The organism is Amphibacillus indicireducens (assembly GCF_039539605.1).
GTDB classification, from domain to species: Bacteria; Bacillota; Bacilli; order Bacillales; family Amphibacillaceae; genus Amphibacillus; species Amphibacillus indicireducens.
Genome location: NZ_BAABDL010000051.1, coordinates 1 through 17,428, shown reverse-complemented (window position 1 = coordinate 17,428; position 17,428 = coordinate 1). Strand labels below are relative to the sequence as shown.

Annotated in this window: 12 protein-coding genes; 11 read left to right on the top strand and 1 reads right to left on the bottom strand. The window is 37.4% G+C overall.

Features of this window, described 5'->3' with window-relative positions; all coding sequences use genetic code 11:
* Window positions 1-31: 31 nt before the first annotated feature.
* Window positions 32-3,220, bottom strand: coding sequence for a DEAD/DEAH box helicase (locus ABD814_RS04900; RefSeq protein ID WP_344910937.1), 3,189 nt, complete (start codon window positions 3,218-3,220; stop codon window positions 32-34).
* Between the two features lie 150 nt (window positions 3,221-3,370).
* Between ABD814_RS04900 and ABD814_RS04895 the strand changes: the two genes are divergently transcribed.
* From ABD814_RS04895 to ABD814_RS04845, 11 genes are all read left to right on the top strand, one after another.
* Window positions 3,371-4,957: a peptide chain release factor 3 gene (locus tag ABD814_RS04895; RefSeq protein WP_344910935.1), complete on the top strand. Its 1,587-nt coding sequence runs from the start codon at window positions 3,371-3,373 to the stop codon at window positions 4,955-4,957.
* A 130-nt stretch (window positions 4,958-5,087) separates the two neighbouring features.
* The gene (uvrB, locus tag ABD814_RS04890) at window positions 5,088-7,070 is read left to right on the top strand and encodes an excinuclease ABC subunit UvrB (protein WP_344910934.1); all 1,983 of its coding nucleotides are present in this window, start codon (window positions 5,088-5,090) and stop codon (window positions 7,068-7,070) included.
* Between the two features lie 5 nt (window positions 7,071-7,075).
* Window positions 7,076-9,943, top strand: a complete 2,868-nt coding sequence (uvrA, locus tag ABD814_RS04885) for an excinuclease ABC subunit UvrA (RefSeq protein WP_344910932.1) — start codon at window positions 7,076-7,078, stop codon at window positions 9,941-9,943.
* Window positions 9,944-9,958: 15 nt separating this feature from the next.
* Window positions 9,959-10,162: a PspC domain-containing protein gene (locus ABD814_RS04880; RefSeq protein ID WP_344910930.1), complete on the top strand. Its 204-nt coding sequence runs from the start codon at window positions 9,959-9,961 to the stop codon at window positions 10,160-10,162.
* A complete protein-coding gene (locus ABD814_RS04875) occupies window positions 10,159-10,518 on the top strand; it encodes a phage holin family protein (protein WP_344910928.1) in 360 nt (119 codons plus the stop codon). The genes ABD814_RS04880 and ABD814_RS04875 overlap by 4 nt, the downstream gene beginning before the upstream one ends.
* Before the next feature lie 451 nt (window positions 10,519-10,969).
* Window positions 10,970-12,709 (top strand): aminodeoxychorismate synthase component I, encoded by a 1,740-nt coding sequence (gene pabB, locus ABD814_RS04870; protein WP_344910927.1) that lies wholly within the window; start codon window positions 10,970-10,972, stop codon window positions 12,707-12,709.
* 133 nt (window positions 12,710-12,842) lie between these two features.
* Window positions 12,843-13,796: an HPr(Ser) kinase/phosphatase gene (gene hprK / locus ABD814_RS04865; RefSeq protein WP_344910926.1), complete on the top strand. Its 954-nt coding sequence runs from the start codon at window positions 12,843-12,845 to the stop codon at window positions 13,794-13,796.
* Window positions 13,797-13,814: 18 nt separating this feature from the next.
* On the top strand, window positions 13,815-14,645 hold the full coding sequence (lgt, locus tag ABD814_RS04860; RefSeq protein ID WP_344910924.1) for a prolipoprotein diacylglyceryl transferase: 831 nt from the start codon (window positions 13,815-13,817) through the stop codon (window positions 14,643-14,645).
* A 311-nt stretch (window positions 14,646-14,956) separates the two neighbouring features.
* A complete protein-coding gene (ppaX, locus tag ABD814_RS04855) occupies window positions 14,957-15,598 on the top strand; it encodes a pyrophosphatase PpaX (protein ID WP_344910923.1) in 642 nt (213 codons plus the stop codon).
* Window positions 15,599-16,117 (top strand): acyltransferase, encoded by a 519-nt coding sequence (locus tag ABD814_RS04850; protein WP_344910921.1) that lies wholly within the window; start codon window positions 15,599-15,601, stop codon window positions 16,115-16,117.
* A gap of 61 nt (window positions 16,118-16,178) precedes the next feature.
* Window positions 16,179-17,381: an FAD-dependent oxidoreductase gene (locus ABD814_RS04845; RefSeq protein WP_344910919.1), complete on the top strand. Its 1,203-nt coding sequence runs from the start codon at window positions 16,179-16,181 to the stop codon at window positions 17,379-17,381.
* Window positions 17,382-17,428: the final 47 nt, after the last annotated feature.

Sequence of the window (17,428 nt, the reverse complement as noted above, 5' to 3'; positions counted from 1 at the left end):
ATTATTTCCTAGGAAATAATCACTCTTTCTTTCAATGCTCAAAAGTTAGTAATTCTCTTAATTCCGTTTCATTTAATGAAGAAAGTAGCGTTTCGCCTGGTTGAATAATTTCATCAACTAACTTCCGTTTCTTCTCTTGGAGTTGAAAGATTTTTTCTTCAATTGTTCCTTCTGTAATCAAGCGGATCACTTCAACTTCTTTTGTCTGTCCAATTCGGTGTGCTCGACCGGCTGCTTGTGCTTCAACTGCAGGGTTCCACCAAAGATCGAACAAGATCACGGTATCAGCACCAGTTAAGTTTAAACCGGTTCCTCCAGCCTTTAATGAGATAATAAAAATTTCCCGTTCACCATTGTTAAAAGCTTCAGCCATTTCAACGCGATTTTTAATTGGTGTTTGACCATCTAAATAGAAGGATTGATAATTCAATTTGTTTAGTTCTTTCTCGATGATCTTCAACATACTCGAAAACTGTGAAAAAATTAAGATCCGACGGTTTTCCACCCGTAACTGTTCAATAATTGTCAACAGTAATTCAAGTTTGCCTGACTCACCTTGATAATTTTCTAAGAATAGACTAGGGTGACAACAAATTTGACGTAAGCGGGTAAGTCCAGCAAGAATTTCAATTTTTTCTTGGTTGAACTGATCAGCTTCAACAGCTGTATCAAGTTGGCGTTCAATTCGTTCCAGATAAGCAAGATAAACTTCTTTTTGCTCTTTTGTTAACTCACTATACTGCTCAAATTCAATTTTTTCTGGTAAATCAGGTAACACATCTGTTTTCAAACGACGCAAAATAAACGGTTTCGTAATTTTACGAATATAGTCATTCGGATATTGAATAAATTCTTGTTTTGAACCGAGAAAACCTGGTGAAATCGTTTGGAAAATCGACCATAATTCATCAAGGCGATTTTCGATCGGTGTCCCACTTAAGGCAAATCGCTGTTTCGCTTCAATTAATCGTGTCGCTTTAGCTGTTTGAGTCAGATGATTTTTAATCGCTTGTGCTTCATCTAAAATCATTACATCGAACTGAAACTCGCGATAAACGTTAATATCTTGACGAATTAATGGGTATGACGTGATCCAAACGTCGGGCTGTTGATTACTTGCAAAAATAGTTCGTCGTTCATCGCGTGTACCTGCAACAACTTTAACATTCAAAGAGGGAGCAAATTTCTCAAACTCCTTCTTCCAATTGTAAATGAGTGAAGCAGGTGCAATCACAATTGCAGGTTTGGAATTGTCAATCTCCTTTTCACTTATAATAAAGCTAATTGCTTGGATTGTTTTACCGAGTCCCATTTCATCAGCTAAGACGCCACCGAGTTGGTAGCGGGCAAGTGATTTAAACCACTTAAAGCCTGTAACTTGATAATCTCTTAGTTGGGCATTCAATCTATCTGGGACTTGATCATTGAACTGACCTGGGTCTTTTAGTGTCGTTAATAATTGACTGAACGTATCTGAATAATTGATCGTCGCTTCTTCTAAAGCATGATCAAGCTGCAGACCTTTAGCAGGCGATAATTGCAAGCGCGAGTCTGTTAATTGTTTCTTCTTAAAATATAATTCATCAGCTAATGTCTGAAAAGCTTGAAATGAGTCATCTGTTAGCTTAATCAGCGCCCCATTTTGTAATCGATGATACATTTTCTTTTCAATTAATGCATAAAGTACTTCCTGGACATCTTGCTTTGTGATGCCATCAATATTAAAGTGAATATCGAGCATTCCAGAGGACGGATTGACTTCAATATTTGTATCTAAATGATAGTCACGATCAGCTTTAAGCGCTTGAACTTGGTCAGTCATAAAAACGGTTACTTCTTCCATCAATTCAGGTAATAACTGATAAATAAACTGATAAATCTTTTCCTCATTAAATAACCAATAACTCTTATTTAACAGACGAAAACCACTTTTTTGTAGTTCGGTAAGTAGCCTATGTTCAGCTTGAAAGTCTCTAACTAGCACTTTAGTTTGTTCTGGAATTGATTGATTTGGGAAAAATTTATCTTTGCCGTATTGAAAAACAACCGATACACTTAAAGCATCTTTTTGAAGATCGAGATAAAGTTTACTTTCAAGTGGTACCTGTTGAACTTGCTCTTTTGCCTCTTTGCTAAAGGTGACCTCTCCAATTGATTTAAGCTGAGGTACGACATAACCAATAAAATGAGTCATTTTACTTTTGCTAATTTGATAACCATTTTTTTGTCGATAAGGCAAGATTGTGTGAATTTGTTCAAGCATCTTTTGTTGTTCAGCAGTTAAGAAATAAAAGGACTTTCCTTTTTGTAGTAATTGATAGTAGCTAGAAAATTGATAATCAAACAACGATTGGAAATTAATTATGAAACTTTGATCCTCATTAATCGTGATCGGAAAATTAATTTTAGGTAAATCCTCATGCAACTCAAGTTCAGTTAAGACAGACTGATCCTCTTTGTTAATTTCGAACGAGCGTGACGCTAGTTTATCGAAAAATGATTTAATTAAAAATGGTGGTAAACTAACTGTACGCTTATCAACTGTTGGGAAGTCAGGTGAATAGAGCTGTTCATGAATAATTGCTTGGTTAATCAAATCGAACAACGCTGAATCAATTGGGTCGAAAAAATGCTCTTTCGGTCGATATGAAAATGTTTCAGTAATTTTATGAACTTCATTAAATTGAATCGCCTTCATGAATGCAGGCAAGTCCTTAACAATAAACGGTTGGCTCTCCCCAATCTTTAACTGGAGCTCGTAATACGCTTCTTTAAGAAAACGGTGACGCTTTTCCTCGAGTTGATAATGAACGATTAATTCAGTGTCTTTTGTGATTAAACCTGTTTCGTTTGTCTCAAATAAATCAATCATTCTAAGTGGAAATGGATCGGTTAATTCAACTGTCCTTTGCTCGGGAACAAATGAAATTGCTGAGTTATGATTTGAAATTGCTAATAGTACAGCAGCAATATGTTTACACGTGTAGTGAGTCTGGTAAGCCGAACAGTCACATTTAGCTTCTAAATCATCATCTTCAAAGAAAAAGATACTGACTTGATAATGACTGCCACCTTTAACAATTGCTCGCCATGAATTAATCACTTGATTATATGTTAGTTTAGTGACACGTCCTTTTTTATATAAATCGACACCCCGTCGATAAAAACGTTGGCCGGTTATTTTGAGAATGTCTTTAGGGTCTAAATAAAATTGTGCCATAATCTGCTCCTTGAATAAATTCTATCTCTCTATTATAGCAAATTTAACCTTTAAAAGCTTGGTAAATTCGAACTAGTTAGAAATTGACAAGACAAATAGAAGTGTGCTATTTTCAATAACGACAAAATAAAAGGGTTAGAGGGTTAGCTAATGAATTTAAATGATGAAATAAATAAACGAAAAACATTTGCGATTATATCGCACCCGGATGCGGGTAAAACAACAATGACAGAAAAATTATTGCTATTCGGTCAACAAATTCGATCAGCAGGAACAGTTAAAGGGAAGAAATCAGGTAAATTTGCGACATCTGATTGGATGGAGATTGAAAAACAACGTGGTATTTCTGTAACATCGAGTGTGATGAATTTTTCTTATCAAGGTTACTACGTCAATATACTAGATACACCAGGTCATGAGGATTTTAGTGAAGATACGTATCGAACATTGACTGCTGTTGACAGTGTAATAATGATTATTGACGCAACGAAAGGGATCGAAGCACAAACGATTAAGTTGTTTAAAGTATGTAAGATGCGTGGGATTCCGATTTTTACATTTATTAATAAACTTGACCGTGAAGGCCGCGATCCATTTGAATTATTAGAACAAATTGAGGAAGTATTAGAGATCGAAACATACCCAATGAACTGGCCAGCAGGAATGGGGAAACGCTTTTTAGGTATCTTTGATCGTTACCAAGAACAATTTGTTCGATTTAAAGGTAACGAAGAAGAAGAGCTAATTCCGTATGATACTTTAGATCACGAGCAATATCATGACTTGACTAAACAAGCAACCTATCAAGAAACTGAAGAAGAGCTTGCTTTACTTGATGAAGCAGGTGATCCATTCTCGATGGAGCGTGTGCTAAAAGGTGAACAAACGCCCGTTTTTTTCGGTAGTGCATTAGCGCCATTTGGTGTCGAAACTTTTTTCAAAACATTTGTTGAAATGGCACCAAATCCAAAGCCAAGAAAAACGACTGACGCACTGATTCAGCCAGAGCATGAAGCTTTCTCGGGTTATATATTTAAAATCCAAGCAAACATGAATCCCGCTCACCGTGATCGAATTGCTTTTTTAAGAGTCTGTTCAGGGCGATTTGAGCGTGGCATGACTGTTAAACTAACGCGTAATGAAAAAACGATTAAACTGAATCAAACGCAACAATTTGTTGCTTCAGCAAGGGAAACTGTTGAAGTCGCTTATCCTGGTGATATTATTGGGATTTATGATCCTGGTTATTATCGAATTGGTGATACATTAACGGATGGTAAAGAATTAATTCAATATGATGAATTACCACAATTCCCACCAGATTTATTTAAGCGAGTGACCGCAAAGAATGTGATGAAGGCGAAGCAGTTTAAAAAGGGTCTTGAGCAGCTTGTTCAGGAAGGAGCAATCCAATTATTTACTGGTCATCCATATGAGTCTTTAATTCTTGGTGCCGTTGGCGAGCTCCAGTATCAAGTATTTGAACATCGAATGAAACATGAGTATAATGTAGAAGTTAGCTTGGAGTCAATCGGAGAGCGGATTCCACGTTGGCTTGACGAAGAAACCGTCGATGTCAATTTGTTTGATGACCGTAATATGCTTGTTAAAGATCGAGAAGGCCAGTTCTTAGTATTATTTAAAAATCAATTTGCTCTAAATTGGTTTGCTGACAAACATAAAGAGGTAAGGTTAATCGACCTATTCGACGTCAACCAATACAATCAGTCTTATTAATACAACTAAGAACTTGAGGGATTCCTCAAGTTTTTTCTAAATAAATTTAATACGCAGCGAATATTTGTTCGCTTTTCGAATTGTTTTGCAGTATAATAAAAATAATAAAGAGAGAATGGAGGCGTGAACGATGGGACAAACATTTGAACTAATATCACACTACAAACCAGAAGGTGACCAACCAAAGGCAATCAAAGAACTCGTTAAAGGTATTAATCAGAAAAAACGAGCCCAAACGCTACTTGGCGCAACTGGAACTGGAAAAACATTTACCGTGTCGAATGTTATCAATGAAATTAATAAACCAACTTTAGTTATCGCACACAATAAAACACTTGCAGGTCAACTATACAGTGAATTTAAAGAATTTTTTCCGAACAATGCAGTTGAATACTTTGTTAGCTATTATGACTACTATCAACCAGAAGCGTATGTTCCGTCTACCGACACTTTTATTGAAAAGGATGCGAGCATTAACGATGAAATTGATAAATTACGACACTCGGCAACCTCAGCTCTATTTGAGCGTGAGGATGTTTTAGTTGTTGCTAGTGTCTCTTGTATATATGGTTTAGGTTCACCAGAAGAATATAAAAATCAAGTCTTGTCTTTACGAGTCGATATGGAAAAGGATCGCGACGAATTATTGCGTGATCTCGTTGATATTCAATATGCCCGCAATGACATTGACTTTCAACGCGGAACATTTAGAGTCCGTGGCGATTCAATCGAAATCATCCCTGCCTCAAGGGAAGAACATTGTGTTCGAATTGAGTTTTTTGGTGATGAAATTGATCGAATTCGTGAAGTTGATGCATTAACAGGTGAAATTATTGGTGATCGAGAACATATCGCAATTTTCCCTGCATCACACTTCGTTACCGGGGAAGATAAGTTAAAAATTGCGATGAAAAATATTGAAGCGGAACTTGAACAACAGCTTAAATACTTTCGTGATCATGATAAATTGTTAGAAGCTCAGCGTCTTGAACAACGGACACGCTATGACTTAGAAATGATGGATGAAATGGGCTTTTGCTCAGGAATTGAAAACTATTCACGCCACCTAACGTTACGTGAGCCAGGTTCAACACCGTATACTTTGCTTGATTTCTTTCCAGATGACTTTTTAATTGTTGTCGATGAGTCGCACGTAACTTTACCGCAAATTCGGGGAATGTACAATGGTGACCAGGCGAGAAAACAAGTTCTTGTCGATCATGGTTTTCGATTACCGTCTGCATTGGACAACCGCCCATTAAAATTTGATGAGTTTGAACAGAAAGCAAACCAATTGATTTATATTTCCGCGACTCCTGGTCCATATGAATTAGAACATACACCGGAAATGGTTGAACAAATCATTCGTCCGACGGGATTGCTTGATCCAAAAGTAGATGTTCGACCAATTGATGGTCAAATTGATGATTTAATTCAAGAAATTAACGCACGAGTCGCTAAAAATGAGCGAACGCTTGTCACGACATTGACGAAGAAAATGTCTGAAGACTTAACCGATTATTTAAAAGAAATTGGCATGAAAGTTGCTTATCTACACTCGGAAATTAAAACACTTGAACGAATTGAAATCATTCGTGATCTACGAGTAGGAAAATATGATGTTTTAATCGGAATTAACTTACTTCGAGAAGGGCTTGACTTGCCTGAAGTATCATTAGTCGTCATTCTTGATGCGGACAAGGAAGGGTTCTTACGCTCGGAACGTTCGTTAATTCAAACGATGGGACGAGCTGCTCGAAATGAATTTGGACAGGTAATTATGTATGCTGATCGGATCACAGATTCGATGAAAAAGGCAATTGATGAAACTGAACGCCGACGTGAAATCCAACAAGCGTATAATGAAAAGCATCATATTACACCAAAAACAATCATTAAAGAAGTCCGTGATGTGATTCGAGCGACTAAAGTTGCAGAAGAAGCTTTAGATTATCCGAAAGAGCAACTCAATCTATCTAAACTGACTCAATCAGAACTGAAAAAAGTGATCGAAAAAATGGAAAAAGAAATGAAACAGGCAGCCCGAGATTTAAACTTTGAAAAGGCAGCCGAATTAAGAGACCTTGTTTTTGAATTGAAAGCGGAAGGGTGAAAATTTTGACAAAGAAAAAAATCTCGATTAAGGGTGCTCGGACACATAATTTAAAAAACATCGATGTTGAGATCCCAAAAGATCAACTTGTCGTTTTAACGGGATTATCAGGTTCAGGTAAATCATCACTTGCTTTTGATACAATTTATGCAGAAGGACAAAGACGATATGTTGAGTCATTATCATCCTATGCCCGTCAGTTTTTAGGACAGATGGACAAGCCTGATGTTGATTCGATCACTGGTTTATCACCTTCGATCTCGATTGATCAAAAAACGACTAGTAATAATCCACGTTCAACCGTGGCAACAGTAACCGAAATTTATGATTATTTACGACTTCTATTTGCTAGGGTCGGAAGGCCAACTTGTCCTAATCATGGAATTGAAATAACTTCTCAAACGATTGAACAAATGGTCGATCGGATTTTAGAATATCCAGACCGGACGAGGTTGCAAGTTTTAGCACCAGTCGTATCAGGTCGTAAAGGTGAACATGTTAAACTCATTGACGATTTGAAAAAAGAAGGTTATATTCGCTTACGTGTCAATGGCGAATTGGTTGAAATTGAAGATGAAATCAAACTAGAGAAAAATAAAAAGCATGACATTGATGTGGTGATTGACCGAATTGTCATTAAAGATGGTATCAGCTCAAGGTTGTCTGACTCGCTCGAAACAGCCTTAAAGTTAGGTGATGGTCAAGCGATTGTTGATTTGATTGATGTAGAAGAATTAAGATTCAATGAGCATCATGCTTGTCCGATTTGTAGTTTTTCAATTAGCGAACTTGAACCACGTCTATTTTCATTTAATGCCCCATATGGTGCTTGTGAAAAATGTGACGGTCTAGGACATAAGCTTGAAGTCGATGTTGACTTAGTTATTCCTGATAAGAGTTTAACTTTAAATGAAGGAGCAATCCTTGCCTGGCAACCGACGAGTTCACAATATTATCCGCAACTCCTTGCAAGTGTTTGTAAACATTACGGAATTGATATGGATGTGCCAGTTAAGGATCTACCTAAGACACAGTTGAATAAAATTTTACACGGCGGTGGTAAGGAAACGATTCATTTTAGTTACCAGAATGATTATGGCATGACGAGGAACACAGACATTCAATTTGAAGGTGTCTTAAATAATATCGAGCGCCGATACCACGATACTTCATCTGACTACACACGAACACAGATGGAGAAGTATATGGTCGAAAAAGCATGTGTTGCATGTAATGGGCACCGTTTAAATGAACAAGCAAGATCTGTCTTGATCGAAGGTAATCACATCGGCCAATTCACGGAACGCTCTGTCAAGGAAGGCCTTGATTTTCTCAGAAAAGCAAACTTAACTGAAAAGGAAATGGAAATTGCTCGGTTAATTTTAGCTGAAATTGAAGACCGACTCGTCTTTTTAGAGAACGTTGGGTTAGATTATTTAACTTTAAATCGAATGGCAGGGACACTGTCTGGTGGTGAAGCGCAACGGATCCGACTAGCAACGCAAATTGGCTCCGCTCTAACAGGGGTACTTTATGTGCTTGATGAACCATCAATCGGCTTGCACCAGCGTGATAATAATCGCCTAATTCATACATTAAAACAGATGCGTGATTTAGGCAATACGCTAGTTGTCGTTGAACATGATGAGGACACGATGCTTGCGGCTGATTATATCATTGATATCGGGCCACGCGCAGGTGAACATGGTGGGGAAGTTGTTGCAACAGGAACACCAAAGCAAATTATTAAAGAGTCAAAATCATTAACAGGGAAGTATTTATCTGGTGAAAAATTCATTCCACTTCCGCCAGAACGCCGTAAACCAGATGATCGATTCATTGAAATTATTGGCGCGGCTGAAAACAACTTAAAAGATGTTAATGTAAAAATTCCAGTCGGTGTCTTTACGACGGTTACAGGTGTTTCAGGTTCAGGAAAAAGTAGTTTAGTCAATGAAGTGATGCATAAAAAATTGGCTACTACGCTGAATCGTGCACGGAAAAGAGCAGGTAAACACAAAGAGATTAAAGGAATTGAGCATTTAGAAAAAGTCATTGATATCGACCAATCACCAATCGGTCGAACACCACGATCAAATCCGGCAACTTATACGGGTGTATTTGATGATGTTCGCGATGTTTTTGCCCAAACAAATGAGGCAAAAGTAAGAGGCTATAAAAAAGGTCGCTTTAGCTTTAACGTTAAAGGTGGGCGTTGTGAAGCCTGTCGTGGTGATGGTATCATTAAAATAGAAATGCACTTTTTACCCGATGTTTATGTGCCATGTGAAGTTTGTCATGGAAAACGTTATAATCGCGAAACGCTTGAAGTAAAGTATAAAGGGAAAAACATTTCTGATATTTTAAATATGCGAATCGAAGAAGCATTAGAATTTTTCAAAAATATCCCTAAGATTACTCGGAAATTGCAAACGATTGATGATGTTGGTTTAGGTTATATTCGATTAGGTCAGCCTGCAACTACTTTATCAGGTGGTGAGGCCCAACGCGTTAAATTAGCAAGTGAATTACACAGACGATCAAATGGAAAAACACTCTATATTTTAGATGAACCAACAACTGGGCTACACTCAGCAGATATTGAACGTCTGTTAGAAGTACTCCAAAGATTAGTTGAAAGTGGCAACACAGTTGTCGTAATTGAGCATAATTTAGACGTGATTAAAGCTGCAGATTATATCGTTGATCTTGGCCCTGAAGGTGGCGATCAAGGTGGAACGATTGTTGCAACGGGAACACCTGAAGAAGTTGCAGAAGTAGAAAAATCATACACAGGGCATTACTTGAAACCAATTTTAGAACGCGATCGGAAACGGATGGCTGATCTTGTTGAACAAGCTGAAATAAAATAAACGGGAGAGTGTTAAATGTCAAAAAAATTGTATCGTTCAAATCAAAACTACATGTTGGCGGGTGTGCTAGGTGGGATCGCAGAGTACTTTAGACTCGATCCAACGATTGTACGTTTAATTTATGCTGTTTTTTGGATATTAACTGCTGGTATTGCACCGACTGCAATCTATGTTGCAGCTGCCGTGATCATCCCGAAAAGTGATGTGTATAACGGATGAAGCGCGCACTATTATCTTTAGTTTTAAATGCTATTGCCCTGTTACTTGTTGCTAAAGTTTTTTCTGGTTTTCATTTAGAGTCGTTTGCTGTCGCAATCATCGCCAGTTTAATTTTGGCGATCTTGAATGCAGTCGTCAAACCGATCTTACTGCTCTTTACACTACCGATTAATCTGCTAACTCTCGGTCTATTTACCTTTGTGATCAATGCGGTCACATTGATGCTAACTCAGGCGTTAATAGGATCAGATTTTGTCATTGATAGCTTTGGTGTGGCAATCCTAGCAGCGATTGTTTTATCAGTGATTAATTTAATCTTAAATAAGCTCGTGAAAGATCCATTACTAAAAAAATAACAAAGAAATTAAGGGCTATCCAAAAGATTACTTTTGTGATAGCTCTTTTTAAGTTAAAATAAACTGAGGATAAACAAATTAATTATATTTGTAGTAACTCTACTTTCGCAGACTAAAATGTGTAGATAACCGCAAAGTGACAAAGCGGATGAGTTGTTCATTGTCCATGTTGACTTCACTTGTGAATAAAGGGAATTTAATAGTAGATCATTAGTTAGAGAGTTTATTCGTTCCGAAAAGCAGCTTCTTTTCTTAGTGATGGCTTCGGGCCCACGGAACGCGTCCACCCAGAGTGGAAATCACGGGTCCAACAGCAAAATTATTCGTGTTTTGTCCACAGTTAAGTAATTAAGTCAATTCCGATAATGCAAAGCAATGCCATCATTAATCAATCTAATTATAGGCTAAAAATATAACTGCGAAAGTTGAGTAATCAGAAACGAGGTGCAGGATGGAAGAAATTTTATTGCGATTTGATTTTGAAACTCAGAAGGAAGAGCAAGCGCCACTTCAATTTACAAATCCAAATCGCATCTTTACAACCGATCAAATTGATCAAGTGATCCCATTGCTTGAACAGCTTGAGCTTGAGCATAAGCGAGGTAAATATCTTGCTGGCTATTTATCATACGAAGCGGCTCAAGCTTTTGAGCCAAACTATCGCACAAACAAGCAATTAGAAATGCCACTGATGTGGTTTGCCAGTTTTGATCAGCCTGTTGAATTGAACCTTAAAAAATCAAAGACAGCTTATACAATTTCAAATTGGCAACCGACGATGACGAAGCAACAGTATTTTGATCGGATTGAAACAATTAAAGCTGCAATTGATCGTGGTGATACAGGACAGATTAACTTTACCACTCAATTAATCAATCAATTCAGTGGTGACTCCTATCACTTTTATCAACAATTACTAGAAAATCAACAAGCTTCGTATAGTGCTTATTTAGATATTGGGCATTTTCAGATTTTATCGGCTTCTCCAGAACTCTTTTTCAAAGTGAGTCAAGATAAAGTAACAACAAGACCGATGAAAGGTACAATTAAACGTGGCCGAACATTAGTTGAAGATCAGCAAAATAAAGCTAATTTATTAAATTCAGCTAAAGAACGCGCTGAAAACTTAATGATTGTCGATGTTTTAAAAGATGATTTAAGTAAGATTGCCAAGCCCGGATCAGTCAAAGTACCAGAACAGTTAACAGTTGAAACGTATCCGACCTTACATCAAATGACGTCAACAGTAACTGCTGAATTAAAAGAAAACAGCCGAATCATTGATTGGTTCACAGCCTTATTCCCATGTGGATCCATTACAGGTACACCTCGGCTAGCGTCGATGAAATTGATTGATGAACTAGAACTGTCAGCAAGAGAAGTGTATTGTGGAGCAATTGGCTACATTACGCCAGATCGCGAAGCTGTGTTTAATGTGCCGATTCGGACCGTTGTGATTAATCAAGCAAAAAACCAAGCTACATATGGTGTTGGTGGTGGAATTACAGCAGGATCAGAAGCTGAACAAGAGTATGCAGAGATCGAAACGAAAGCTGCTTTTCTAACTAAAAAAAGACGCTCTTTTTCTCTAATTGAATCGTTACGTTTATCAGATCACCAGTACCCATATTTAACATATCATTTGAATCGATTAGCAGACTCAGCTGAATACTTTGACTATCCTTTCGATGAGCAATCCATACGTGAACAACTGATAATCTTTGGGGAAAATTTTTCAACAAAAGATTATAAAGTTCGTTTATTGTTAGATCATCATGGTGAAGTTCAATTAAATGCTGAAGAGGTGTTCCCTACCGATGCGTCGGTTAATGCGTATTTAGCTGATATGCCGATTTGTCGGGATAATCCATTTTTATATCACAAAACAACGATTAGAAGTCAGTACGATGAATTATCGATTGACGAGCAGGATAATTTTTCAACGTTAATGTGGAATGAGCAGGGTGAGTTGACGGAGTTTACTATTGGCAACTTAGTATTAAAAATAGCTGGTCAGTATGTGACACCACCCGTTGATTCAGGTTTGTTGCCGGGCGTATTTCGACAAACGTTACTTGATCAAGGAATAGTTAATGAAGCAATCTTGCGTAAAGAAGACTTGAAAAAGGCTGACGAAATCTGGTTTATTAATGCGGTACGGGGTTGGGTCAAAGTGGAAAAAATTATTTAAATAGTTGATTTTAAAAAACACAAGGTTAATTGTCTTTTTCTAGCGCGAGTTTCGTGCGTAAATGTCTAATAAGTGCTACAATGAAAAGACAAACTAGCTTTCTAGCCGATGAGGATAGATGGAGGGAAATCCGATGTCAAAAGTACAAACAAAACATTTAGTTAAACAGTTTAATTTAGAAATTATTGCAGGGCATGATGGGCTTGATCGAGGGTTTGTTATGAGTGATATTTCACGCCCAGGGATTGAATTAACGGGTTATTTTCGTTATTATCCAAAAGCGCGAATTCAAGTTTTGGGTAAAACTGAAATATCTTATTTGAATGAGTTATCTGAACAAGAGCGAATTGATCGTTCAAAACGGCTCTGTACAAATGTGACGCCTTGTATCGTCATTACCCGAGGATTAGAAGCGCCACAGGAACTGATCGATCAATGTAATAAATCAAATGTTCCATTACTGAGTTCACCATATAAAACGACACGTGTTGTCAGTCGATTAACAAATTTTTTAGAAGCAGAATTTGCGCCATTTACGACGATGCATGGTGTGTTAGTTGATATTCATGGTGTCGGTGTTTTGATTACTGGACAAAGTGGTGTTGGTAAAAGTGAGACGGCTCTTGAATTGGTCAAGCGGGGTCACCGTCTTGTAGCTGATGATAGTGTTGAAATCCGTCAAGAGGATTATGACCGTTTAATCGGGAGCTCACCTGAACTGATTGAACATTTACTTGAAATTAGAGGACTAGGAATTATTAATGTTATGACACTCTTTGGCGCAAGTGCTGTTCGGTCACGTAAAGAAATTGATTATGTGATTAATTTAGAGATTTGGAATGAGAAAAAACAGTATGATCGGATTGGAATTGATGATGAGTTAATTCGAATTATCGATGTTGAAATTCCGAAAACAACATTACCTGTCCGTCCAGGGCGAAACTTGGCGGTCATTATCGAGGTCGCTGCGATGAACTTCCGCTTGAAGCGTCTTGGTGTCAATGCGGCTGAAGAGTTTTCAAATCGATTAACAGAGATGATTGAAAAGGAAAAAGAGAATTTAGAAAATGGAATCAGGTCGGAATAGTTAGAAGGAGGATTTGTTTTGACGCTATTAAATGCACCACTAAACCCAGTTTTTTTTGAATTCGGTCCAATAACAATTTACTGGTATGCGATTTTTATTGTAACAGGTGTAATCGTTGGCTTATTATTAGCAAATAAGGAAGGCGAACGATTAAACTTACCTGAAGATACATTTGGTGATCTGTTGTTATGGGCGCTGCCGATTGCGATTTTAAGTGCTCGTCTCTATTACGTGATCTTTGAATGGCACCGTTATGTCGGTAAGCCTTGGTGGAGCATTTTTGCCGTTTGGGAAGGTGGACTCGCGATTCACGGGGCGTTGATTGGTTCAATCGCCACGGGTATCATTTTTTCTTACAGAAAGAAAGTTCCTTTTTGGAAGCTCGTTGATATCGCTGCACCGAGTATTATTATTGGTCAAGCGATTGGTCGTTGGGGTAACTTTATGAATCAGGAGGCGCGTGGTGGCGAGGTGTCACAGGCGGCTTATGAAAACTTTATTCGTTTCTTACCTGATTTTATTGAAAATCAAATGGTGATTGATGATGTGTTGTATCACCCAACTTTTTTATACGAATTTCTGTGGAACATGCTCGTTTTTGTTGGTTTACTATGGTTAAGACGTCGCAATCCTTTGCGTGGAGAGGTGTTTATTAATTACCTGATCTGGTATTCAGTTGGTCGATTTTTCATTGAAGGGATGAGAACAGATAGTTTGTATATGTTTGGTGATACAATTAGAACAGCACAATTCATCTCTATTTTAACTGTTGTTGTTGGTATTATCTTTATTATTTATCGCCGAAAATCCGATCAAGTAAACGTTCGATATAACGGTAAAAAGATCTGATCGAACAACCTGCTGATTTCAACCAAATTAGCAGGTTGTTTAGTAAATTTTATAATCCTTGATTAAATTAATAGATGAACAATTGAGTTGTAGGCGGCACCGTGACTTCACTCCGGATGGACGCGCAAGACCTGGCAGTTTTAATCTACACAATAAGAATTTTCAGAGCGGTACTGGGACTACGATTATCGTTCTATCAAAGAGATCTGTTTCTACAGAAGTCGCCATCCTGACGGAAAGTGAAGTGTCTTCAGATGATGGTACTCAAGTACAAAGGCTTTAGGTAGTTAGAAATTTTAGGGGGAAATGCATTGAAAATAGATACACTATTGTTTGATTTAGATGGAACATTGATAGATACAAACCCATTAATTATCGAATCTTTCCTGTTTACAATCAAAAAACATACAGGGCAAACGTATACGAAAGAAGCTGTCTTACCTTTTATTGGACCACCACTAATCGAGTCAATGAAAAAAATTGATCCGAACCAGGCTGAGGAAATGATGGCTACATATATTGAGCATAACATGAGTAATCACGAGGGCTTTGTTCACCCATATCCAACTGTTGTCGACACAATTAAGAAGCTTCACGAAAAAGGCTATAAATTAGCAATTGTTACGACGAAAATAACAGAAAATGCACGCCTAGGCTTAGAGATTACAGGACTCGCGCCGTATTTTGATGTTGTCATTGGCTTAACAGAGGTTGAAAATGCCAAACCTGATCCAGAACCCATTTTTAAAGCACTTGAAGCGCTTGGCGAAACGGTAGACAATGCACTGATGATTGGGGATAACTATCATGACATTGAAGCGGGACAAAATGCTGGGACGAAAACAGCAGGTGTTGCATGGGCTATTAAAGGAAGAGAAACGTTAGAAGCATTAAAACCAGATTATATGCTAGAAGAACTAGCAGACTTATTGAACATATTAGAGGTGGATTAAATGCGTAAAACCGAACGCCATTCAGTTGAAGGCTCGAATGCGCTTTGGCAAATGTATAAAACAGTCTCATTTTTAAAGGTCGTTAAAAATTTTCTAGTTATCCAACTCGCACGTTACACGCCATGGTTACCAATGAAAAATTGGCTGTATAAAAATTTTCTAAACATGAAAGTGGGCGACAAAACAGCTTTTGCTTTAATGGTGATGGTTGATTTAATGTTTCCTGAACGAATTACGGTTGGTAACGACTCAGTAATTGGTTACAATACGACGTTATTGACCCATGAGTATTTAATTGATGAATACCGTCTGGGTGATATAAAGATCGGTGATCAAGTGATGATAGGAGCAAATTGTACGATTTTGCCAGGTGTCTCGATTGGTGATCGTGCAACAGTTGCTGCCGGTACGGTTGTCACAAAAGATGTTGAGCCTGGTAGTTTCGTTGGTGGAAACCCGATGCGTGTCATTTATACGAAAGAAGAAATCGAACAAAAAAATCAGTCAAAGTTTGATTGACAATTGTCTAAGTATCAATATAGGATGTATTTTTTGTAAGATTGTATAGGGGGGCAAAGAGATGAAATTGTCCAATCGAAATCGAGAAGAGACGTTACAAGCTTTAAAACAAAAAACATATGATGTCTTAATTATTGGTGGCGGTCTAACAGGAGCGAGTATTGCACTTGATGCAACAACACGAGGAATGGCTACCGCTTTGTTAGAGATGGCTGATTTTGGCTCTGGCGGTTCGTATCGCCAAAGTATGTTGAGTTTTGAGCAAGGTGATTACTATTATAAAACATGGAAAGACTTAGAAGTAGAGAAAGAAACAATCGCAACAAATTTTTCAGCATTATATCAACATACAACAGGTATGTATGTCAAATATCGCGGTGACCTTGATCTAAAAAATTTAACGACGATTAATAGAAGTTTACTATTTCCATTTAGAAAAAGACAGACAAATGATACTACTCAAGTCGTGCGTGCTAAAGATATTCAGCAGTTTGAACCACTCGTCAATCTGAGACATTTGGAGCGAGGATTTTTATTTGAAAGTGGCTTAATCAATCGCTCATTAATGGCAATTGAATTGATTAAACAAGCAAGTCAACTCGGAACAGACAGTGTAAATTATTTGAAAGTGATTCAATTTATTTATGATCAAGATAATCAAATCATTGGTGTTAAAGCAGAGGATCAGATCAATGGAGATTCAGTGTCGATTTACGCTCGGAGAATGATCAACGCGACGGGGAAAAATTTTAATCGAATCCGTAAACTTGATTTAACCGATCAAAAACAAACACTTCCTCAAACAATCAATAAAAAAACGTTAATCTACCTTAATACGGCTACACCTCCAATTAAACGGATTCTAACTTTTAATGATATTCAAAGAGCATCTTACGTTACACTGGTTCCAGACAAGGGTAAATTGCTCTTAACATCAGTGGAAAAATTAGTGCGACCAGAGAAATTGTCTCATCGACCGTCAGAAACAGATATTAATCATTATCTCGATTTACTTAATCAAGTTGTTAAAGATTACAGCTTTAATCTTGACGATGTAATTGACATCAATTTAACTTATGAGGTAAATTATGAATCAAATAGTGAGATCACTAATTTATTGATGATTTCTGATGGAGGATTAATTTCGGTATTTGGAACTGAAACAGAAGCGTATCGGTTATACGCCGGTAAAGTTGTCGACCATCTTGCAAAAAAATTGAAGAAAGAAATGAATATTCTTTATCCTGCATTATTCATAACTTGATTTTTTATAGGTGATTTGCCCATTAAATTGCCAAAAGTGAATGCCAG

Bases quoted from the DNA above. Each gene is read 5' to 3' on its own strand.
- ABD814_RS04900 (WP_344910937.1), bottom strand. From the start codon at position 3,220: ATGGCACAATTTTATTTAGACCCTAAAGACATTCTCAAAATAACCGGC.
- ABD814_RS04895 (WP_344910935.1), top strand. From the start codon at position 3,371: ATGAATTTAAATGATGAAATAAATAAACGAAAAACATTTGCGATTATA.
- uvrB (WP_344910934.1), top strand. From the start codon at position 5,088: ATGGGACAAACATTTGAACTAATATCACACTACAAACCAGAAGGTGAC.
- ABD814_RS04880 (WP_344910930.1), top strand. From the start codon at position 9,959: ATGTCAAAAAAATTGTATCGTTCAAATCAAAACTACATGTTGGCGGGT.
- ABD814_RS04875 (WP_344910928.1), top strand. From the start codon at position 10,159: ATGAAGCGCGCACTATTATCTTTAGTTTTAAATGCTATTGCCCTGTTA.
- pabB (WP_344910927.1), top strand. From the start codon at position 10,970: ATGGAAGAAATTTTATTGCGATTTGATTTTGAAACTCAGAAGGAAGAG.
- hprK (WP_344910926.1), top strand. From the start codon at position 12,843: ATGTCAAAAGTACAAACAAAACATTTAGTTAAACAGTTTAATTTAGAA.
- ABD814_RS04850 (WP_344910921.1), top strand. From the start codon at position 15,599: ATGCGTAAAACCGAACGCCATTCAGTTGAAGGCTCGAATGCGCTTTGG.
- ABD814_RS04845 (WP_344910919.1), top strand. From the start codon at position 16,179: ATGAAATTGTCCAATCGAAATCGAGAAGAGACGTTACAAGCTTTAAAA.